Below are 21,962 nucleotides of genomic sequence, written 5' to 3' on the forward strand. Positions count from 1 at the left end.
GGAGCGCCGATGCCGGGCGAAGCCAAGCATGTCGATTACCTCAAGCGCCTCACCGCCGATCTTCGGCGGTCTCGTCGCCAGCTTGCGGATCTGGAAGCGCGGCTCACCGAGCCGGTGGCGGTGGTCGGAATGGGCTGCCGTTATCCCGGTGGCATCGACTCACCGGAAGCGCTGTGGCAGCTGGTCATTGACGGCCGCGATGCGGTGTCGGCGTTTCCCGACGACCGAGGCTGGGATGTGGACTCGCTCTATGATCCCGATCCTGATGCGCCGGGAAAGATGTATACCCGCCGCGGTCAATTCTTGAGTGACGCTGGTGATTTCGATGCCGGGTTTTTCGGGATCGGACCGAGCGAGGCGCTGGCGATGGATCCTCAACAGCGGCTGTTGCTGGAAGTGTCGTGGGAGGCGCTGGAGCGCGCGGGCATTGACCCGACGACGTTGCGCGGTTCGGCGACGGGCGTGTTCGCCGGGGTCATTCACGCCGGCTACGGCGGCTGGGTGAAAGGCGAGTTGGAAGGCTACGGGTTGACCGGCTCGACGTTGAGTGTGGCCTCAGGACGCATAGCCTACGTGCTCGGACTGGAAGGCCCGGCCGTGTCGGTGGACACGGCCTGCTCGTCGTCGTTGGTGGCGCTGCATCTGGCCGCGCAGGCATTGCGATCCGGGGAATGCGATCTGGCGCTGGCCGGAGGCACCACGGTGATGGCTACCCCGGCGGCGTTCGTGGAGTTCAGCCGGCAGCGGGCGTTGGCCCCGGACGGGCGGTGCAAGGCCTACGCCGGCGCCGCCGACGGGACGGCATGGTCAGAGGGCGCCGGCATGCTCGTGGTCGAACGGTTGGCCGATGCTCAGCGGTTAGGGCATCCGGTGCTGGCCCTGGTGCGTGGGACGGCGGTGAACCAGGACGGTGCCTCCAATGGCTTGACCGCCCCGAATGGTCCCGCCCAGCAGCGGGTGATCCGGGCGGCGCTGGCCAATGGACAGCTGGGCACCGCTGACGTCGACGTGGTGGAAGGGCATGGCACCGGCACCACGTTGGGGGATCCCATTGAGGCTCAAGCGCTTTTGGCGACGTACGGTCAAGGCCGTCCGGCCGAGCGGCCTCTGTGGTTGGGGTCGATCAAATCCAACATCGGCCACACGTCGGCGGCGGCGGGGGTGGCGGGGCTGATCAAAATGGTGCAGGCGATGCACCATGGCCTGCTGCCGCAGACCCTGCACTTGGATGAGCCGACACCGCATGTGGATTGGTCGGCCGGGGCGGTGTCGTTGCTCACCGAGGCGCGGCCGTGGCCGGTCGTGGATCGGCCGCGCCGGGCGGCGGTGTCGTCATTCGGCATCAGCGGCACCAACGCGCACGTCATCATCGAACAACCCGCCGCGGCGGAACCCGTTGCCGCTCACAGCTCTACCCGTGCCCCGGCGGTGCCGTGGGTGGTATCCGCCCGGTCGGGCGAGGCGCTGGCCGCGCAGGCCGCGCGACTGCTGCACTGGGTGCGCGAGCGTCCCGAGCTTGATCCCGTCGACGTCGGGTGGTCACTGGCGGCGACGCGATCGGTATTCGACCACCGGGCCGTGGTGGTGGGCCAGGGCCGTGAGGAACTCATGGCCGAGTTGTCCAGGGTGGCCGCAGGCGAACCGAATCCCGATGTGGCGGTGGGCCGGGCCCGGTCGACGGGCAAGACCGTCTTCGTCTTCCCCGGGCAGGGCGCGCAGTGGGTCGGCATGGGGGCGCAGCTGTACGCGCAGGTGCCGTCGTTCGCGACAGCGTTCGACGAGGTAGCCGACGTGTTGGACCGCCACCTGCGCCTACCGCTGCGCCGCGTGCTGTGGGACGGTGCGCAAGAGCAGTTGACCAGCACCGAATTCGCCCAGCCGGCGCTGTTCGCGGTGGCAGTCGCGCTCGCAAACATGTTGCAGCGCTGGGGCATTACCCCTGACTTCGTGGTCGGCCATTCGGTGGGCGAGATCGCGGCCGCGCATGTGGCCGGGGTGTTGTCACTGTCGGATGCCGCTGGTTTGGTCGCGGCGCGGGGCAGATTGATGGCCAAGCTGCCGGCCGGTGGCGTGATGGTCGCAGTGGAAGCCACTGAGCGGGAAGTCTTGCCGTTGCTCGCCGATGGCGCCGCCATCGCGGCGATCAATGCGCCGCGGTCGGTGGTGATCTCCGGCACCGAGGCGGCGGTCAACGCCGCAGCGGCCGAACTCGCACGCCAAGGCCGTCGCGTGCAGCGACTGGCCGTGTCGCACGCGTTTCATTCGCCGTTGATGGACCCCATGCTCGGCGACTTCACGCGGATGACCTCCGGCATCGAAGTCAGCGAACCACGAATCCCGTTGTTGTCGAACGTCACCGGCCGACTGGCCGAACCGGGCTACGGCTCGGGGCGGTACTGGGTGGACCACGTGCGGCGTCCGGTCCGGTTCGCCGACGGCGTGCAGTCCCTGGCGCAAGCCGGTGCCACCCGGTTCCTCGAGGTCGGCCCGAGCGGTGGATTGACGGCACTGATCGAAGCATCCCTGCCGACCCAGGAGACGGTGTGCGCGGTGGCGGTGCGTCGGGATCGTCCGGAACTGCCGGGTTTGCTTCAGGCGTTGGCGCGCCTGTTCTCCGCCGGTATGCCAGTGCAATGGTCAGCGGTGTTCGAATCAGGCGGGCGGCGAGTGGACTTGCCCACCTACGCATTCCAGCGACGCCGATTCTGGTTGCCGCTGGGCGCGACGGGATCTCCGGATATCAGCGGCATGGGTCTGGCGGAAGCGCAGCACGGCCTTCTCAGGGCGGTGGTCGAACAACCGGAGTCCGGCGGCGTGGTGATGGTGGGCCGGCTGTCGGTCCCCGAGCAGAAGTGGCTTGGCGACCACATGATCGGCGGCTCCGTGCTGTTCGCCGGCGCGGCGTTCGTGGAGTTGGCGTTGCGGGCCGCCGACGAGGTCGGTTGTGACGCGGTTGAGGAGTTGACGGTGCTGGCACCACTGGTGTTGCCGCCGACCAGTCGCGTGCAGTTGCAGGTCACGGTGGGTGCGGCAGACGAGTCGGCTCAGCGTCCGGTAGCGGTGTATTCCCGGGTGGCCGAGCCGGATTCGCAATGGACATTGCACGCCCAAGGGGTGCTCGGAGCCAAGTCCGTCACTCCAGCGGTCGAGCTCTCCGAGTGGCCACCGGCTGGTGCCAACCAGGTCGACGTCGCGGATGCCTATGGCCGGTTCTCAACCCGGGGCTACGCGTACGGCCAGTCGTTCCGCGGGCTGACGGCCATGTGGCGGCGAGAGTCGGAAATCTTCGCCGAGGTTGCGGTGCCCGACGATGCGGGCCTGACACTCAACGGCTTCGGAATTCATCCGGTGATCCTGGATTCGGCGTTACATGCCCTGGGGATGGACCAGGGGATGGACCAGGGGATGGACGATGCGCAGGAGACCACGGTGTTGCCTTTCGCATGGCAAGGGGTTTCCTTGCACGCCAGCGGGGCGTCCCGCGTGCGGGTGCGACTCGCCCCGGCAGGGGACGGCGCCGTGTCAGTCGAGCTGGCCGACCCGGCCGGGGTACCGGTGCTGTCGGTGCGGACCTTGGTGATGCGTGCGGTATCGGCCAAGCAGTTGTCCGCCGCCGCCGCTGGCGACGCCAGTCGCGGTCTGCTGGAGGTGGCCTGGATGCCCGTGGCGTTGGCCGCGGCCGACCGCGACGACAATGCCGTGATATGCCCATCGCAACCAGGCGTGGATGTGAAGTCGGTGTACTCGGCCACCCATCAAGCCCTGGCAGAGCTACAGGCGTGGCTGTCTGAGGAGCATCCCGAGAAGATGGTGATGCTCACGCACGGGTCGATCGGCTTGACCGGTGACGATGTCACCGATTTGGCCGGAGCCGCGGTATGGGGACTGGTGCGTTCGGCCCAGGCGGAGCATCCGGATCGAATCATGCTGGTCGACACCGATGACTCCATTCCTGTTAGGGACGTAGTCGGTTGCGGTGAAACACAATTGGTCATCCGCTCCGGTGTCGCACACGGAGCCCGCCTGGTGCCCGTCACCCCGCAACCGATGCTGCAAGTGCCGCAAAGCCCGTGGCGGTTGGTCGCGAGCGGCGACGGAACCTTGGACGAGCTGGCATTGGTGCCGGCGGAAAGCGTGGAGCTGGCCCCCGGGCAGGTGCGGGTTGCTGTCACCGCGATGGGCGTGAACTTCCGCGACGTTCTGGTGGCGTTGGGCATGTATCCCGGTGCTGCGTCGGTGGGTGCCGAGGGTTCGGGAATCATCACCGAAGTCGGCCCGGAAGTGGGCGGATTCGCCATCGGTGACGCGGTCATGGGGCTGCTCGGCGTGGCCGGCTCGGAGGCGGTGGTGGACGTCCGGATGGTCACCAAGGTGCCGGCAGGTTGGTCCATGACCGAAGCCGCGGGCATTCCCGTCGTGTTCTTGACGGCTTACTACGCCTTGCGCGTCCTGGCGCAGGTGCAGCCGGGGGAGTCGGTGCTGGTGCACGCCGCCGCGGGTGGGGTGGGCATGGCAGCGGTACAACTGGCCCGGCACTACGGGCTGGAGGTGTTCGTGACCGCCAGTCGCTCTAAGTGGGACACGTTGCGAGCGATGGGATTTGACGACACCCATATCGCCGATTCGCGCACCTGTGCCTTCGAGGACAAGTTCTGGTTGGCGACCGACGGCCGCGGTGTCGATGTGGTGCTCAATTCGCTGGCCGGAGAGTTCATCGACGCGTCCCTGCGGCTGCTGCCCCGCGGTGGTCGTTTCCTCGAGATGGGCAAGACCGATCTGCGTGACGCAGAGGTCATCGCCCAGGCTCATCCCGGGGTGCGGTATCGGGCGTTCGATCTGATGGAGGCCGGCCCGCAGCACATCGAGCAAATGCTCGCAGAGCTGATCGAACTGTTCGAAGTGGGTGTGCTGCACCGACTTCCGACCAAGTCCTGGGACGTACGCCAGGCACCGGAGGCCTACCGGTTCTTGAGTCAGGCCCGCCACGTCGGCAAGGTGGTATTGACCATGCCGAATGCGTGGGCGAGCGGCACGGTGCTGATCACCGGCGGCACCGGAATGGCCGGTGCGGCGCTGGCGCGTCACCTGGTGCAGCGATATGGCGTGCGCCGTCTGGTGTTGCTCAGCCGTCGTGGCCCGTTGGCGGACGGGATTTCGGAGTTGATCGCCGAATTGGCTTCGGCGGGCGGTCAAGTGGAGGCGGTGGCTTGCGATGTGGCCGACCGCGACGCGTTGGCAGGCGTGGTTGCGAAGCTGCCGGATCTCAGCGCGGTGTTCTACGCATCCGGCGTGCTCGACGATGCGGTGCTCACCGGCTTGACCCCCGAGCAGGTCGACGTGGTGTTGCGTGCCAAAGTCGATGGGGCCTGGGCGTTACACGAGCTCACCGCGGACCGGAACCTGTCGGCGTTCGTCATGTTCTCCTCCCTGGCCGGGATGGTGGGCGCGCCGGGTCAGGGAAATTACGCCGCGGCAAACGCCTTCTTGGACGGCTTGGCGGCGTATCGGCGTGCGCGCGGCTTGCCGGGATTGTCGGTCGCGTGGGGCTTGTGGGAGCAGGAGTCCGCGATGACGCGGCACCTGAGCGAGCGGGATCTGACCCGCATGACACGGGTTGGCCTGGCGCCGTTGCCCACTGACCAAGCCCTGGGGCTGTTGGATACGGCATTGGTGTCCGACCGGGCGTCGGTGGTGGGCGCGCGGCTGGATCGCTCCGCCCTCGCCGGTGCCGGCGGCGCCGTGCCGCCGCTGTTCAGCCGGTTGGTCAGCGGTTCGGCGCGGCGGGCCAGTGCGGCCTCCGGACCGGTGGCCTCGACATCGGCGGTCGCCTCCCGCCTGCGTGGCATGACCCTCGAGCAACGCCGCCGCGAACTCACCGAGCTGGTGTGCAGCAACGCCGCCGTCGTGCTCGGGGACGCGCGCAGCGCAGACATCAAGGCCGACGACGCATTCCAAGACCTGGGGTTCGACTCGTTGACCGCGGTGGAGTTGCGCAACAGGATCAAGGCCGCGACCGGGCTCACCATGACACCGACCCTGATCTTCGACTTCCCGACCCCGGCCGCGTTGGCCGAGCACCTCGACGCCCAGTTGGCCAGCGCTCCCGTCGCCGCCGGAGCGGAACCAAACCTGTTGGCCCGCTTCAACGAGATCACAAGAGAACTGCAGACCCTGCTCGACCAGCCCGACTGGAAGCCCGACGACAAGCCACACCTGAGCGCACGCCTGCAGACGATCGTGACCGGCCTGACCGTGCCGGCGCCGCTGCCTGACGAGCCTGTCGAGCCTGTCGTTGATGACGACATCACCACAGCCACCGACAGCCAACTGTTCGCCATCCTCGACGAGGATTTCGGCCCGTAGATGTCTGAGGACGTGGCAATCATCGGCGTTGCCTGCCGATTCCCCGGCGCGACCAGCCCGCAGGAATTCTGGCGGCTGTTGTGTGAAGCACGCGAAGCCACGCCGGCCGGTTTGGACAGCGTCGCCGAGTTCGACGCCAACTTCTTCAACGTCTCGCCCCGTGAGGCCAGCGCCATGGACCCGCGGCAACGATTGATGCTCGAATTGACCTGGGAGGTGCTCGAAGACGCTTTCGTTGTCCCCGATTCGGTGCGCGGACAACCGATTGCGATGTACGTCGGCGCGATGAACGACGACTACGCCTTTCTGACCACCGCGACGGGCCACGTGGACCACCACTCGTTCGCCGGCATCAGCAGAGGCATGATCGCCAATCGGGTGTCGTACCTGTTCGACTGGCACGGCCCCAGCGTGACGGTGGATTCCGGGCAATCCTCGGCGCTGGTCGCCGTCCACCTGGCCTGCGAAACCCTACGCGGCGGTGCATCACCGCTCGTCGTCGCCGGCGGTGTGCACCTGAACCTGGCAAGTGAAACAGCCCCACTGGAAACCGAATTCGGTGCGGTGTCGGAATCCGGCCATACCTATGCCTTCGACGGCCGCGCCGACGGGTATGTGCGTAGCGAAGGCGCCGGCCTGGTCCTGCTCAAACCGTTAGCCGCGGCGGTGGCCGACGGTGACCAGATTCGGGCCGTCATCCGCGGCAGCGCCGTGGGCAACGCCGGACGTAGTGCCGCTGGGTTGACCGTCCCCTCGGTTGCCGGGCAAGTGAACGTCATACAGCGGGCCCTGGCCAGCGCCGACTTGGACAGCGGCCAAATCGACTATGTCGAAGCACATGGCACCGGCACCGAGATCGGCGACCCGATTGAGGCGACCGCTCTCGGTGACGTCTTCACCGGCCGCCGGGACGATCCGGTGGCCGTGGGGTCGGTGAAGACCAACATCGGCCACACCGGGGCCGCCGCGGGGATAGCCGGTTTGCTCAAGGTGGTCCTGGCCCTCGAAAACGCCCAGCTGCCAGCAAGTCTCAACTATTCCGCCGCCAGCCCAGGCGTCGATCTGCAAGGTCTTGGACTGCGCGTTCACACGGCGTTGACCCCGTGGGCAGGCCAGCCGCGACGGGCCGGAGTGTCGTCGTTCGGGATGGGCGGGACCAACGCGCACGTGATCGTCGAGCAGGCCCCCGAGGCAGCCAAAAGCCCTGCCAGCAAGGCGGATACCGCTGTCGCGTGGGTGCTGTCGGCCGCCTCAGCTGAGGCGCTGGCCAATCAGGCCACGCGGTTGTCGGCCTGGGTGGATGAACGCACCGACCTGTACCCGGTCGATGTGGCGTGGTCGCTGATTTCGACCCGCGCCGTCTTCGAGCACCGGACTGTCGTCGTGGGCGCTGATCGCCCGGCCCTCCTGGCAGGGCTGGCTCAACCAGCTGTCACCGGTCGGGTCGGCTGGACGGGTAAGACGGTGTTCGTGTTTCCAGGCCAGGGCGCACAGTGGCTGGGCATGGGCCAACGGCTCTATGAGCGGTTTCCCGTGTTTGCTTCGGCATTCGACGAAGCCGCAGGCGCGCTGGACGCGCATCTGCGGATGCCGCTGCGGCAGGTCATGTGGGGCACGGACGCCGCGCTGCTGCAAAATACCGAGTTCGCTCAGCCGGCGCTGTTCGCCGTCGAGGTCGCGCTGGCAGCGTTACTGCGGTCCTGCGGCCTAACGGCAGACTTCGTGATCGGCCACTCGGTCGGGGAGGTCGCCGCGGCGTATGTCGCGGGAGTACTGGCGCTACCGGACGCCGCGCGGGTGGTGGCGCGGCGCGGTCAATTGATGGCCGCACTGCCCGCTGGTGGCGCGATGGTGGCGGTGCTGGCCAGCGCGGAGGAGGTGACGCCATTGTTGCCGGCCGGCGTCGAAATCGCCGCGTACAACGGCCCCACCTCGGTGGTCATTTCCGGCCCGGAGGCAGCCGTCGGCGCAGTCGCCGAACGCTTGGTCGACCACGGCCGGCAGGTGCATCGGTTGGCGGTTTCACATGCGTTCCATTCGGCGCTGACGGAGCCCATGCTGCTGCGGTTCGCTGACGCACTTTCGGGCCTTGCCGCCCAGGAACCGCGAATCGGCTTGCTGACCAACGTAACCGGGCAGCTCGCCGAGCGCGGCTACGGGTCGGCGCAGTACTGGGTGGACCACGTGCGTCGGCCGGTCCGGTTCGCCGACAGCGTCGCGGCCGCGCAGACGCGCGGCGCCGGAGTCTTCGTCGAGGTGGGTCCCGGCGGGGGACTGACGTCGGCCGTGGAACAGTCGTTGAGTAACGATCGGGCACTGACGGTCACGACGCTGCCGCAGGATCGTCCCGAGGCTGAGTCGGTGCTTTCCGCGCTGGGCCGGCTGTTCAGTGCCGGCGCGAGTGTGGACTGGCGACCGGTGTTCGACGGAATGCGTCCCGCCCGGGTCGAATTGCCGACGTACGGGTTCGCGCGGCAGCGGTATTGGTTGGGCGGCGGTGAAGATCTACTGATCGACCCGACTCCGAGCGACCCCGACACGATCGACCGGTTACGCCGGCTTTCCCCGACCGAGCAGCGCCGGGAACTGGTGGAGCTGGTGTGCTCGCACGCGGTGACGGTGCTGGGTCACCATAACGGCCACGACATCGACGCCTATCGCCCATTCCAAGACCTCGGGTTCACTTCTCTGGCCGGAGTCGAGTTGCGCGACCGCCTCAAGAAAGTAACCGGGCTGGCCGGATTGTCACTCTCGCGCACGTTGATATTCGACTATCCCACCCCCGCCGCTTTGGCCGATCACCTTGCTCGGCAGCTGGCACACGATGAATTTCCGGTTAAGTCAAACGAGAAAGACCTTTGGTCTCGACTGCGGACAATTCCCATCGCAGAGCTGCGCAGAACCGGATTGCTGGAAAAACTGATGGCGTTAACCGATGCGCCGGAAAACGCCAGCTTGGCGGCCGATATCGGCGACGACGAGATCGACTCGTTGAGTCCCGATGCGCTCATCGCGCTTGCGCTGCGTCAAGACAATGAAAATGGAGATTCGGATTAGCTGCGCGGCAGTCGACAATAAAATCGGCTTACTGTTGCGGCGAAATCCGACAGATGTGTAATAGGGATCTCTTTTGCGGGACTGGGTGAAGCCGCTTAAACTTTGACTTTTAAGGAGTCTGTTCGGGCGGGCTGGCCGAGTCAAGTGAACAAAGCGAGAGCAGGGGCATGAGCGTCATTGCAGGTGTCTACGGTGCATTGCCGCCGCACCGGTACAGCCAAAGTGAGATCACTGACCAGTTCGTCAAGTTCCCGGGCCTGGAAGAGCACGAGGAAATCGTCCGGCGCCTGCATGCCGCAGCCAAGGTCAACAGCCGGCACTTCGTCCTCCCGCTGGAGCAGTATCCGACGCTGACCGACTTCGGCGACGCCAACGAGATCTTCATCGAAAAGGCGGTCGACCTGGCCATTGAGGCCCTGATGGGTGCCCTGGACGAAGCCGGTCTGACACCGCAAGACATCGACATGATCGCCACTACCACCGTTACCGGGGTAGCAGTACCGTCCTTGGACGCCCGCATCGCCGGGCGCATCGGCCTGCGCCCCGACGTTCGCCGCACGCCGCTGTTCGGTTTGGGCTGCGTCGCCGGTGCCGCCGGGGTGGCCCGGTTGCACGACTACCTGCGCGGTGCACCCGACGACGTCGCCGTGTTGATCTCAGTCGAGCTGTGCTCGCTGACTTACCCGGCGGTCAAGCCGACGGTTTCGGGTCTGGTCGGCACCGCGCTGTTCGGTGACGGCGCGGCCGCGGTGGTTGCGGTGGGCGACCGGCGGGCTGAACAGTTGAGTCCGAGCGGACCCGACGTCCTCGACTCGCGCAGCAGCCTCTACCCGGACTCTTTGCACATCATGGGCTGGGACGTCGGTTCCCATGGCCTGCAGCTACGCCTTTCGCCCGAACTGACCACGCTTGTGGAGCGGTATCTGGCCGACGATGTCGACGCGTTCCTCGGTATGCACGGCCTGACCAGGGACGACATCGGTGCTTGGGTGAGCCACCCCGGCGGTCCCAAGGTCATCGACGCGATCACTAAAAGTCTCGACCTGCCCCCGGACGCACTCGAACTGACGTGGCGCTCGCTCGGCGAGATCGCGAACCTGTCGTCGGCGTCGGTGCTGCACATTCTGCGCGACACCATCGAAAAGCGGCCGCCCAGCGGAAGCCCGGGCCTGATGCTGGCGATGGGACCCGGCTTCTGCGCCGAACTGGTGCTACTGCGCTGGCGCTGAGCCGACCACTTCGACCGTCAATCCCGGCGAGGGAGATAACGCGGCGAAGTGCGCGGCGCGGATGCGCTGAGGCGGTAACCGCAGCGTCGTGCGCGCCACGAGCCGTGCCAGCATTACCGTCATCTCCGTTGTCGCCATCGCCGCTCCGATGCACCGGTGCAACCCACCGCTGAACGGAATGAATTCGTGCGGTGCGGGCTTACGGTAGTCGGGTGCGTCGGTGTCCCACCGTCGCGGTCGGAACTCCGTTGCAGCAGGCCATATTTCGGGGAGCCGGTGGGTGACGTAGGCGCTGAAGATCAGTAACCGACCCGCTCGGATCCGGTGCCCCTTAAAGCGCAGGTCGCGGATCACCCGGCGGGCCGATATCACCGCGGGCGGGTAGAGCCGAAGTGTCTCGTGCACCACGCCGTTGAGATAGGTCAGCGCCGTGAGGTCGGTGGCCGTCGGGGGCCTGCCGCCCAGCACGGCGTCCACCTCCGCCGCTGCGGCATCCCATGCACCGGGCGCGGTCAGCAACGTGTGCGCGGCCCAGGCCAAGGCGCCGCTGGTGGTCTCGTAACCCGCGGTGATGATGGAGACGATCGCGTCGCGGATCTCGTTGTCTTGCAGACCTTCCCCGTCATCGGAGCGGCCGTTGATCAACGTCGTCAACATATGGTCATCCGGTCTCGGTTGTGACCGCGCCTCGGCGATCCGCGCGTCGACGAGGTCGTCGATGCGCCTGCGAGCGGCCATCGCGCGCCGCCAGCCGGGGGAGTTCAGCCGCTTTTGCACCCGCATCACCTGCGGCGGTCGACGCGTCAGAGCTAGTAGCGGTTCGAGTTGTTCGCCCAGGAAATCCGAATGCGCGGCCAGTCGCTGCCCGAACAGGCTATCGGCGGTGCTGCGCCGGATCGTGTTGCGGAAGGCTTGGTAGAGATCCAGTTTCTCTCGCCCACTTGCCAGGTGTCGATCACGGCGTCGATGTTGGACACCATCGTGTCCACATAGTCCTGAATCTGACGGTGCCGCAACCCCGGGGCGACCACACTGCGCCGTCTGCGGTGGTCTTCGCCGTCGCTGACAATCAGCGCGGTCGGCCCGTCGACAGGTACCAGATTCTCGAAGGTTTCTCGCCAACTGAACGCCTCGGCGTTGGCGAAGACGAACTTGTTGGCCTCTGGCCCCAGCAGATACGTGTACCCGTGGCTGCCGACCCCGGTGCTGATGACCGGGCCCCGTCTGCGGTACAGCGCCAGCAGGGCGTCGCCAGGTGGGTAGCGGACAAGCGTCATTCGAGCACCTCCGACACCTCCAGCCAGCGGCTCTCCACGGCAGTCACCTCCTCTTCCAGCGCCCGCAACTCCTGGGTCAGCTGCGCCAATCCCACGTGATCGGATTGGTCGTACTCGGCCAACGCGGTGTGCTTGGCCGCGATCCGGTCGGCGAGGCGAGCGAGTTGGCGGTCCAGTGATGTGATTTCCTTCTCCGCGGCACGACGCTGGGCGCCGGACATGGCTTGGGTTGGCGGCGCTGACGGTTCGGCCGCGCGGGTGTCAGCGGGACGGGCGGCCAACCGCAGATATTCGTCGATCCCACCGGGCAGGTGCCGCAGCTTGCCGTCGAGAACCGCGTATTGCTGATCGGTCACCCGCTCCAGCAAATAGCGGTCGTGGGAGACGACGATCAAGGTGCCTGGCCAGGAGTCGAGCAGGTCTTCGGTGGCGGTCAGCATGTCGGTGTCGACGTCGTTGGTGGGCTCGTCGAGCAGCAGTACGTTCGGTTCGGACAACAAGGTGAGCATCAGCTGCAGACGCCGCCGTTGGCCGCCCGACAGGTCGCCGACGCGTGAGGAGAGCTGACCGCCGCCGAAACCGAGCCGCTCCAGCAACTGCGTGGGTGTGACTTCCCGGCCCTCGACCTCATAGCCGCCGCGCAAGCTGCCCAGTAGGTCGACGATCCGGTCGTCGGCGAACTTGGCCAGCTCGTCGCCGCGCTGGTCGAGCACGGCCAGACGCACCGTCTTGCCCCGCTTCACCCGGCCCGTGTCGGGCTGGATGGTGCCGGCCAGCAACCCCAGCAGCGTTGATTTGCCCGCGCCGTTGGCCCCGACGATGCCGGTGCGTTCACCGGGTGCAATCCGCCATTCGACATCGCGCAGAATCGGACGGCCGTCAAAGGTGACCGACACGTCGAGCAGATCGATCACGTCTTTACCCAGCCGGGCGGTCGCCAGCTTCGCCAGCTCGACGGTGTTGCGCAGCGGCGGGACGTCGGCGATCAGCTGGTTCGCCGCATCGATGCGGAACTTCGGCTTGGACGTGCGGGCCGGTGGGCCGCGGCGCAACCAGGCCAACTCTTTGCGCATCAGGTTCTGTCGTTTCGCCTCCGCGGCGGCGGCCACCCGGTCCCGCTCGACGCGCTGCAGCACGTAGGCGGCATAACCTCCCTCGAAGGGCTCGACGATGCCGTCGTGGACCTCCCAGGTGGTGGTGGCGACCTCGTCCAGGAACCACCGGTCGTGGGTGACCAGCAGCAAACCGCCGGAGTTGCGCGCCCAGCGTTGCTGCAGATGGTTGGCCAGCCAGGTGATGCCTTCAATGTCGAGGTGGTTGGTGGGCTCGTCGAGGGCGATGATGTCCCACTCGCCGACCAGCAGTTGGGCCAGCTGGACGCGACGCCGCTGACCGCCGCTGAGAGTGGCGATTGTTGTGTCCCAGGCGATATCGGAGACCAGCCCGCCGACGACATCGCGGATGCGCGGGTCGCCCGCCCATTGGTGGTCGGGTCGGTCGCCGACCAGTGTCCAGCCGACGGTGCGGGCGGAGTCGAGGGTGTCGGCCTGGCTCAGGGCGCCGACGCGCACGCCGCTGCGCCGGGTGACCCGGCCGGAATCCGGCTGCAGCGCACCCGTGAGCAGCCCGAGGAGGCTGGATTTCCCGTCGCCGTTTCGGCCGACGATACCGATGCGTGCACCGTCGTTGACGCCGAGCGTGACCGAATCGAACACCACCTGGTTCGGGTAGGCCAGGTGGATCGCTTCGGCTCCGAGCAGGTGCGCCACCCGGCCGACGCTAGTCGAAGCCAGCCCGAAGAATTGCAGCAGAAGTACCAGTGACGGCCTGCGAAAGTACCGGCTCGGCAAATAAGAGGACCGCGGCGGACTCGGAAGCCGGCATAAAACCGCGGGCGCGACCGATGTGCCATGATGACCAAGCTGTCAAGGCGTACTCAGGGGCACCCAGGAGCAGTAGTGGATCTCAATTTTTCGATGGTCACCCGGCCCGTCGAGCGTCTGGTGGCCACCGCGCAGAACGGTCTGGAAGTGCTGCGCCTCGGCGGCCTGGAAACCGGCAGCGTCCCCTCGCCGTCACAGATCGTCGAGAGTGTGCCGATGTACAAGCTCCGGCGATACTTCCCGCCGGACAAGCGGCCCGGTCAGCCTCGGGTCGGCCCGCCGGTGCTGATGGTGCACCCGATGATGATGTCGGCGGACATGTGGGACGTGACCCGCGAGGACGGCGCGGTGGGCATTCTGCACGCCAGCGGCCTTGACCCCTGGGTCATCGACTTCGGCTCACCGGACAAGGTCGAGGGCGGCATGCGACGCAACCTGGCCGACCACATCGTCGCGCTCGATCAAGCCATCGACACGGTCAAGGACGCCACCGGCCAGGACGTGCACCTCGTCGGTTACTCCCAAGGCGGGATGTGGTGCTATCAGGTCGCCGCCTACCGGCGGTCGAAAAACCTTGCCAGCATCGTCACGTTCGGCTCGCCGGTGGACACGTTGGCCGCACTACCGATGGGCATTCCGGCCAACTTCGGCGCGGCCGCCGCCAACTTCATGGCGGACCACGTCTTCAACCGCTTGGACATCCCAAGCTGGTTGGCCCGCACCGGCTTTCAATTGCTGGACCCACTCAAGACCGCGAAGGCCCGCATCGACTTCGTCCGTCAGCTGCACGACCGTGAGGCTTTGCTCCCGCGCGAACAGCAGCGCAGGTTCCTCGAGTCCGAAGGATGGATCGCCTGGTCCGGGCCGGCGGTTTCCGAACTACTCAAGCAGTTCATCGCGCACAATCGGATGATGACCGGCGGGTTCGCCATCAACGGTCAATTGGTGACGCTCACCGACATCACCTGCCCGATACTGGCATTCGTCGGTGAGGTCGACGACATCGGTCAGCCGGCGTCGGTGCGCGGGATCCGGCGCGCGGCACCCAACACCGAAGTCTACGAATGCGACATCCGCACAGGGCATTTCGGCCTGGTCGTCGGAACCAAAGCAGCCGTGCAGAGCTGGCCGACCGTCGCGGAGTGGGTGCGGTGGATTTCCAGCGATGGCGACAAGCCGCCGAGCATCAGCGTGATGGTCGAGCAGCCGGCTGAACACACCGACAGCGGTGTGCTGTTCAGTTCCCGGATCGCGCATGGCCTGGGTGAGGTGTCCGAGGCGGCGCTGTCGGTGGCGCGCGGAGCCGCCGACGCGGTGGTCGCCGCTAACAAGTCCATGCGGACGCTGGCCGTGGAAACCGCTCGCACCTTGCCGCGCCTGGCACGTCTCGGCCAGCTCAACGACCACACCCGGATCTCGCTGGGCCGCATCATCGAAGAGCAGGCACACGATGCGCCGCGCGGTGAGTTCCTGTTGTTCGACGGCCGCGTCCACACCTACGAGGCCGTCAACCGCCGCATCAACAATGTCGTGCGCGGCCTGATCGAAGTCGGGGTACGCCAGGGTGACCGGGTGGGCGTACTGATGGAGACCCGGCCCAGCGCCCTGGTCGCCATCGCCGCGTTGTCCCGCCTGGGCGCGATCGCCGTGCTGCTGCGCCCCGACTCCGACTTGGCTGCCGCGGTCCGGCTTGGGGGCGTCAGTGAAATCATGACCGACCCCACCCATCTCGACGCGGCTCGCGAACTACCTGGCCAGATTCTCGTGCTCGGCGGCGGGGAGACGCGTGATCTACACCTGCCGGCCGATGCCGTGGACAAGGGCCAAGTCATCGACATGGAGCAGATCGACCCGGACGCGGTCGAGCTGCCCGCCTGGTACCGGCCCAACCCGGGACTGGCCCGCGACCTGGCGTTCATCGCGTTCAGCGCGGTCGGCGGTGAGCTGGTGGCCAAGCAGATCACCAACTACCGCTGGGCGGTGTCGGCGTTCGGCACCGCATCGACCGCGGCGCTGGACCGCAGAGACACCGTCTACTGCCTGACGCCGCTGCATCACGAATCGGCGCTGCTGGTCAGCTTGGGCGGCGCCGTAGTCGGCGGCACTCGCATCGCGCTGACCCGCGGCATGCGCCCGGACCGCTTCATCGCCGAAGTACGCCAGTACGGGGTCACCGTCGTGTCCTACACCTGGGCGATGCTGCGCGATGTCGTCGATCATCCGGAGTTCTCCTTGCACGGCAATCACCCCATTCGGTTGTTCATCGGCTCGGGTATGCCGACCGGTCTGTGGCAGCGGGTCTGCAGCCAATTCGCGCCCGCGCATGTCGTCGAGTTCTTCGCCACCACCGATGGTCAAGCGGTGCTGGCCAACGTCTCCGGCGCCAAGGCCGGCAGTAAGGGCCGCCCGCTGCCCGGGGTCGGGCGAGTCGAACTCGCGGCGTACGACGCCGAAAACGACCTGATCCTGGAAGACGATCGCGGTTTCGTGCAAGTGGCCGACGTCAACCAGATCGGCGTGCTGCTGGCCCAATCCCGGGGGCCGATCGACCCGACCGCCTCGGTCAAGCGCGGTGTCTTCGCGCCGGCCGACACCTGGATCTCCACCGAGTACCTGTTCCGCCGGGACGAAGACGGCGATTACTGGCTTGCGGCTCGGCGAGGTTCGGTGATCCGCACCGCCCGAGGCCTCGTTTTCCCGGAATTGGTCACCGACGCACTAGGTTTCATCGACGCGGTGGAACTGGCCGTGACCTACGACGTCTCGGTGGGGGAACAGACGTTCGCCGTCTCGGCCGTCACGCTGTGCCCGGGCGCGACGATCACCGCGGCCGATTTGACCGAAGCCGCGGCCCGCATGCCGGTGGGCCTGGGGCCCGACATCGTGCACGTGGTTTCCGACATGACGCTGAGCGCGACGTACCGCCCCACGGCCAGCCCACTGCGGGCGGCTGGGATCCCCAAGGGGCGAAACGCCTGGTATTTCGACCCCAACACGAAGGAATTCCGGAAGCTGACCCCCGGGGTCCGTACCGAACTGAGCGGAAAGCACGCGACCACCGATGCTTGATGATGCACTGCTGAACATTTTGGTCTGTCCCGCCGACCGGGGTCCATTGATCTTGGTCGACGACGTGCTCTACAACCCGCGGCTGCGGCGTGCCTACCGTATCGAAGACGGCATTCCGGTGCTGTTGGTGGACGAGGCTCGCGACGTCGACGAGAAAGAACACGAGCGGCTCATGGCACGAGGTCGTCCGGCAGATCCCCAGTGAGGTAACGCTGCAGATTCGGCGCGATGACACGCGCGACCTGGTCGGCCGGCAGCGAGGCGAACGGCTCCAGTTGCAGGATGTAGCGGGCCATCACCACGCCGACCAGCTGGGACGCGACGAATTGAACGCGAATGATCCCGGTGCCCGGGGGATTGTCCACGCGGTTGCCGACTTCCACCGCGATCACGTCCTGAATGAACGAGCGGAACAGGTTGACCTCTGAGCCGGACAGGATCGACCGCAAGGTGGCGATGAACCCCGCGCCGATCTCAGAATCCCAGAGCGGCAACAACATCGACGGCAGCCGCAGGCCGATTTCCTCGACCGGCACTTCCCGTAATGGGCCGATGATGCTCATCGGATCGATAGGGATGTGCACGGCCGCCGCGAACAGCTTTTCCTTGGTGCCGAAGTAGTGGTGCACCAGAGCCGAATCGACACCGGCCGCCGCGGCCACCGCGCGGATCGAGGTATTTCCGATCCCGTTGCGGGCAAACAATTCTCGGGCGCTGGCCAGAATCCGGTCACGGGTATCGGAATTTCCGGCGGGTCGCCCGGGTCGCTTGCGACTGGCCTTTGTCGTTGCCACGTTATGGCGTCCGTCGGTGCAGCGTTGCGGCAGCCAGACACAGCGCAGCGATGGCGAAAGCCAACACGACGACGATGTCGCGCACCGCGACGTCGGTCAACTCTGCATGCGCGCCGACTTGCTGCAGGGCTTCCAGCGCGTAACTGGCCGGCATGACGTTGCTGATCCACTCCAGCCAGTCCGGCATGGTGGCGCGGGGCACGATGACCCCGGCCAGCAGCAGCTGCGGCACGATCACCACCGGCATGAACTGAACCGCCTGGAACTCGCTGCGGGCGAACGCGCTGCACAGCAAGCCCAGGCCGACGCCGAGGACCGCGTTGATGATGGCGATGATGAACACCCACAGAGGATTTCCGGAGGTGTCGAGTCCCAGGAACCAGAAGGACACCACACATGCCAGCGTGGCCTGCGCCGCGGCCGCGACCGAGAAGGCGGTTCCGTAGGCCGCCAGCAGGTCCAGCCGGCGCAGCGGCGTGGTCAGGATGCGCTCCAGCGTTCCGGAGGCACGTTCGCGCTGCATGGTTATCGATGTAATCAGAAACATCAGCAGTAGCGGGAACAGGCCCAGCAGAATCAAGCAGGCGCCGTTGAACGGCGTCGGTGCGCCCGGGCGGTGCGGTGCGTTTTCGAACATGAAGTACATCAGCGTGATGATCGCGCTCGGCACCACCAGGATCATCGCGACGCTGCGGTGATCGGCGGCCAACTGACGCAAGATGCGCGCCGTGGTCGAGGTGTACCCGTGCAGGCTCAGCCTGCTTGGCGCACGGTGCTGCGTTTGATGATGGACAGGAACGCGTCCTCCAGTGAGCTGCATCCCGTTTCCTCTCGTAGTTGGGCCGGTGTGGTGTGGGCGATCAGGTGGCCGTCCCGCATGAGCAGCAAGTCGCGGCAGTGATCGGCCTCGTCCATCACGTGGCTGGAGACCAGCAGCGTGGTGCCGCCCTGCGCGAGTTCGGCGAATTGCTCCCAGAGGTCGGCGCGCAGTACCGGGTCGAGGCCGACGGTGGGTTCGTCGAGCACGAGCAGGGCCGGTTGACAGACCAGCGCGCAGGCCAGGGAAACCCTGGTGCGCTGACCTCCGGAGAGGTTGCCGCAGTAAGCGTCTCGATGGTCGGCCAGGCCGACCCGGTCGATGGCGTGATCGGCGGCGTGGGCGTCGAAGCCGTACAGCGCGGCGAAGTAGCGGACGTTGTCCACCACGCGCAGGTCGTGATAGATCGCCGCGTCCTGGGGTAGGTAGCCCACCCGCCGGCGCAGCGGAGCCGACCCGGCCGGGTGGCCGAGCACCGTGACGCTGCCCTTTGACGGTCCGGTCACCAGTTGGGTTCCCACGATGCAGCGCATCAGGGTGCTCTTCCCGCAGCCCGACGGGCCGAGCAGGCCGGTGATGGACCCCGCGCCGATGTCCACCGAGAAGTCGTGCAACGCGGTGTGTTTGCCGCGGACCACCCGTAGGTGCTTGATGCTGACGGCCGGCTCAGGCGAGCGACGAGGTAATTCATCGTGTGATGAAGTCATCATGCGATGAATATGCTCCGTGTGGTCACCCTTGTCAAGACCCTGCTGACGGCGCGGATGTGCAATCCGCGCCGACCACGCCGCAAAGGTGTGGGCGGTGATGCGATCGGTTACCGCTCGCCGGCGGAGCAGCAGGCGGACATAAATAGGGAGTTTTCCCCATGAGTTGGGCAGGCCTGTTGGGGCACGCTGGCCAACAGTTGCCGGAGCAGCCCGCCTCGGCAACGGCGTAGCCGCACGACCCCCCAAGCGCCGAACATGGCGGCTTGTCAACCGAATCTGGCGGGTCGGGCCGCCGTCCGCCAGTGCAAAAGCTGCGGGCGTAACCCGGCGGCGTTGCGGTGGGACGATTTTGCCGGCCATGTTCAACGGCCGAATCGGTCGCGAAGCCGACGCAAGGATTCCGCAATCGGTCCGCGCTAAACGGACGGCTCCGCTGCCGCGGGGAAGGAACGGCCATGAACGATGTGCTGACAGACCACGGCGATCCCGAAAAACGTATCGCCGATCTCGACCACCAGCGTGCCGATCGAAACCGGGCTGCAGGTCTGCTGCCGTCTGGTCCGCAGGACGCGGCACCCTCGCGCCGTTTCCTGATATCCGCCGCCCCGCCCAGCTCCAGGCAGATGATGAAGTACACCAACCTGATGATGCTCGGGGCCATGGCGTCGCTCGGCGTGATCTACCTGCTGCTCTTTTGGGTCGGTGCCGTGCTGGACGCCGAAAGTGTCATGCAGGTCGGCGGCTTCGTGGTGTTCATCGCGTTCCTCTTGCTTGCCATGCCGGCTTTCGGGCTGTTCCAGCGGCGGATGAATCGCAAGAAGACGGTCGTCGTCGACATCGTCAGCGGAGGTGTGACCATCAGCGCGAGCCCCGGCGATAATTTTCCGTTCGGGGAGGCGCAGTTGGGCAAATGGACTATTGCGGGTTATGGCGAAACGGCGAAAGGCACGGCGCTGCACCTGCGAAGCGGCCCGCACCGGTTTGTCATCGGTGGACAAGATCATCGTGTCGCCACCGGAACCCCGCTGGACGCACCGCCGGTCGACAGCGTGGACGCGACAATGTGGGCCCCGGAGTTCGATGACCTGCTCACCGCTATCGGTCGCCGGTCGGCACTCGACGCACGCGGGCCCGCAGCTGGAGAACCGACCCGCTGCCTGCTGGTCCCGAACGTCGCGAGAAAGTTCTCCTCCTCGGTTTTCGGGTCGTTCAAGAACACCGCGACCGCGCTGCGGCTCAACACCAACCCGCCACAACCGACCGTGGCCATCGACGTTGGTGACGACGCGATCTCGGTGGTCGACCTGGCGAGCAACGCCCGCATCGCCTCGGCTTCGCCACCGCACGTCATCGCGTCACCGGCGGCAAGTACCCGCTCGGCTCCCTACGCAGGTGCGATGACGATGGCGGTTTTGATTGTGCGCGTTGCTAGTTCGCATCCACTGACCATCGGGTGTCCTGATTTCGCCGGTCCGCCACAGGCCGGGGTGCAGCGGCAAGGCAAAGCTCACCTACCGGTTTGCGTGGCGCGGCCAGGTGCCTTCGGCCGATCAACCGGCGTTCATCGTCTCGGACGCCGATTGGCTGACGCTCGTCGAGAAATTCGGCCTGGTGGCCCAGTTGGAAGACAGGGCCGGGGCCGACGGCAACGTCGCGGCCACCCCGGGTGGTGCGCCACTGGCCCGGCCCAAACGCAAGCTCTGGATCTATGGCGTCATCGTCGCCGCGGTCATGTTCGTCGTGGTTCCCGCAATGATGATGAGCGTTAGCAGCATCTGGGGCAGCCAGCAACGCAAAGACCAGCAGCTGAAGGCGGACCGGGAACGGCCGTTCGCGCTGCCGTTCACCGACCTGCGTGTTCCGCATGGCGTGGCGGTGGATGCCGCAGGCAACGTCTACGTCACCGACGGGCGCACCAATCGGGTGCTCAAGCTGATGGCCGGGTCGAACACGCAAATCGTGCTGCCGTTTACCGGACTCGACCTCTCCGCGGGCGTCGTCGACAACTCCACCGGCGGTATCGCGGTGGATGGCGATGGCAACGTGTACGTCACCGACAGCGGCCACAATCGGGTGCTCGAGCTGGCGGTCGGGTCGAGCTCCCAAACTGTGCTGCCGTTCCGGGGTCTGGACTTTCCGGAGGGATTAGCGGTGGACGCCGCCGGCACTGTCTACGTCGCGGACCGTAATGACTATCGGGTGGTGAAGCTTGCGGCGGGGTCGAAAACTCAAACCGAGCTGCCGTCGTTGGGCCGATGGGTCAGTCCGAACGATCTAGCGGTCGATGCCATGGGCACCCTCTACGCCAGCGTCAACACCAGCTGCAGAAAGAGCAACTGCAGTTACCTGGTGAGGCTGGCGCCCGGGGCGGGCGGCTGGACCACATTGCCGTCCGCCGGCACGGAGCAGTACGTGGCCGTGGGCCCCGCCGGCGACCTCTACGTGATCACGTCCGGCGACAAAGGAGGCGTCATGAGGTGGGCCCCGGGATCGGACACCTGGACGGAGTTGCCCGGGGGATTCCCCTTCGTCGACCCCCAGGGTTTAGCCGTGGACACCCGCGGAAACCTGTACGTCACAGATCACACCGGTTCGCGGCAGCCCGAAACTCTATTCGATAAATGGGAACTCGCGTCCGACGACTCTGAGGGTTTCGTGCTCAAGCTACCGGCGCGCTGATCGCCCACGGCGCCGCGAGCAGGCCCACCTTTGCCGCGGGAGCAACCGGGAAATTGCGCTGCTCGCGTCCCCGGTAGGTTCGGT

12 protein-coding genes and 1 pseudogene are annotated in these 21,962 nt (G+C 66.6%); 6 read left to right on the forward strand and 7 right to left on the reverse strand.

Annotated features, from left to right (window positions below):
* Nucleotides 1-9 precede the first annotated feature (9 nt).
* The 3 genes from I2456_RS12280 to I2456_RS12290 all read left to right on the forward strand — a co-directional run bounded on the left by I2456_RS12280 (nucleotide 10) and on the right by I2456_RS12290 (nucleotide 10,649).
* Entirely contained in the window at nucleotides 10-6,363 is a 6,354-nt protein-coding gene (locus tag I2456_RS12280) for a type I polyketide synthase (RefSeq protein ID WP_139823050.1), read from the forward strand.
* On the forward strand, nucleotides 6,364-9,420 hold the full coding sequence (locus I2456_RS12285) for a type I polyketide synthase (RefSeq protein WP_139823045.1): 3,057 nt from the start codon (nucleotides 6,364-6,366) through the stop codon (nucleotides 9,418-9,420). It abuts the gene before it with no gap.
* A 167-nt stretch (nucleotides 9,421-9,587) separates the two neighbouring features.
* On the forward strand, nucleotides 9,588-10,649 hold the full coding sequence (locus I2456_RS12290; protein ID WP_085073113.1) for a type III polyketide synthase: 1,062 nt from the start codon (nucleotides 9,588-9,590) through the stop codon (nucleotides 10,647-10,649).
* On the opposite strand, the pseudogene I2456_RS12295 reads toward I2456_RS12290, so the two are convergent.
* Nucleotides 10,632-11,926, reverse strand: a pseudogene (locus I2456_RS12295) (cytochrome P450). The gene I2456_RS12290 and the pseudogene I2456_RS12295 overlap by 18 nt on opposite strands.
* Nucleotides 11,923-13,695: an ABC-F family ATP-binding cassette domain-containing protein gene (locus I2456_RS12300; RefSeq protein WP_085073112.1), complete on the reverse strand. Its 1,773-nt coding sequence runs from the start codon at nucleotides 13,693-13,695 to the stop codon at nucleotides 11,923-11,925. Before I2456_RS12300 ends, I2456_RS12295 begins: the two are co-directional and overlap by 4 nt.
* A gap of 144 nt (nucleotides 13,696-13,839) precedes the next feature.
* On the opposite strand from I2456_RS12300, the gene I2456_RS12305 reads away from it, so the two are divergent.
* Together I2456_RS12305 and I2456_RS12310 are read left to right on the forward strand one after the other, a co-directional pair.
* Complete coding sequence (locus I2456_RS12305) at nucleotides 13,840-16,878, forward strand: acyl-CoA synthetase (RefSeq protein ID WP_116672369.1); 3,039 nt, start codon at nucleotides 13,840-13,842, stop codon at nucleotides 16,876-16,878.
* The gene (locus I2456_RS12310) at nucleotides 16,871-17,083 is read left to right on the forward strand and encodes a Trm112 family protein (RefSeq protein WP_085073111.1); all 213 of its coding nucleotides are present in this window, start codon (nucleotides 16,871-16,873) and stop codon (nucleotides 17,081-17,083) included. Before I2456_RS12305 ends, I2456_RS12310 begins: the two co-directional genes overlap by 8 nt.
* Here the strand turns inward: I2456_RS12310 and I2456_RS12315 are convergent.
* From I2456_RS12315 to I2456_RS12335, 5 genes are all read right to left on the reverse strand, one after another.
* A complete protein-coding gene (locus tag I2456_RS12315; protein WP_068026160.1) occupies nucleotides 17,049-17,672 on the reverse strand; it encodes a TetR/AcrR family transcriptional regulator in 624 nt (207 codons plus the stop codon). The two genes, I2456_RS12310 and I2456_RS12315, sit on opposite strands and share 35 nt — an antisense overlap.
* 1 nt (nucleotide 17,673) lies before the next feature.
* Nucleotides 17,674-18,423, reverse strand: coding sequence for an ABC transporter permease (locus I2456_RS12320; protein WP_241007980.1), 750 nt, complete (start codon nucleotides 18,421-18,423; stop codon nucleotides 17,674-17,676).
* A gap of 2 nt (nucleotides 18,424-18,425) precedes the next feature.
* Entirely contained in the window at nucleotides 18,426-19,199 is a 774-nt protein-coding gene (locus I2456_RS12325; RefSeq protein WP_085073109.1) for an ABC transporter ATP-binding protein, read from the reverse strand.
* 416 nt (nucleotides 19,200-19,615) lie between these two features.
* Nucleotides 19,616-20,203 (reverse strand): hypothetical protein, encoded by a 588-nt coding sequence (locus I2456_RS12330; protein ID WP_139823044.1) that lies wholly within the window; start codon nucleotides 20,201-20,203, stop codon nucleotides 19,616-19,618.
* The gene (locus I2456_RS12335; RefSeq protein ID WP_139823043.1) at nucleotides 20,200-20,550 is read right to left on the reverse strand and encodes a hypothetical protein; all 351 of its coding nucleotides are present in this window, start codon (nucleotides 20,548-20,550) and stop codon (nucleotides 20,200-20,202) included. Before I2456_RS12335 ends, I2456_RS12330 begins: the two co-directional genes overlap by 4 nt.
* Before the next feature lie 185 nt (nucleotides 20,551-20,735).
* On the opposite strand from I2456_RS12335, the gene I2456_RS12340 reads away from it, so the two are divergent.
* The gene (locus I2456_RS12340) at nucleotides 20,736-21,878 is read left to right on the forward strand and encodes an NHL repeat-containing protein (RefSeq protein ID WP_139823042.1); all 1,143 of its coding nucleotides are present in this window, start codon (nucleotides 20,736-20,738) and stop codon (nucleotides 21,876-21,878) included.
* The last annotated feature ends 84 nt before the right edge of the window (nucleotides 21,879-21,962 follow it).

This window comes from Mycobacterium kubicae, assembly GCF_015689175.1.
GTDB lineage: Bacteria > Actinomycetota > Actinomycetes > Mycobacteriales > Mycobacteriaceae > Mycobacterium > Mycobacterium kubicae.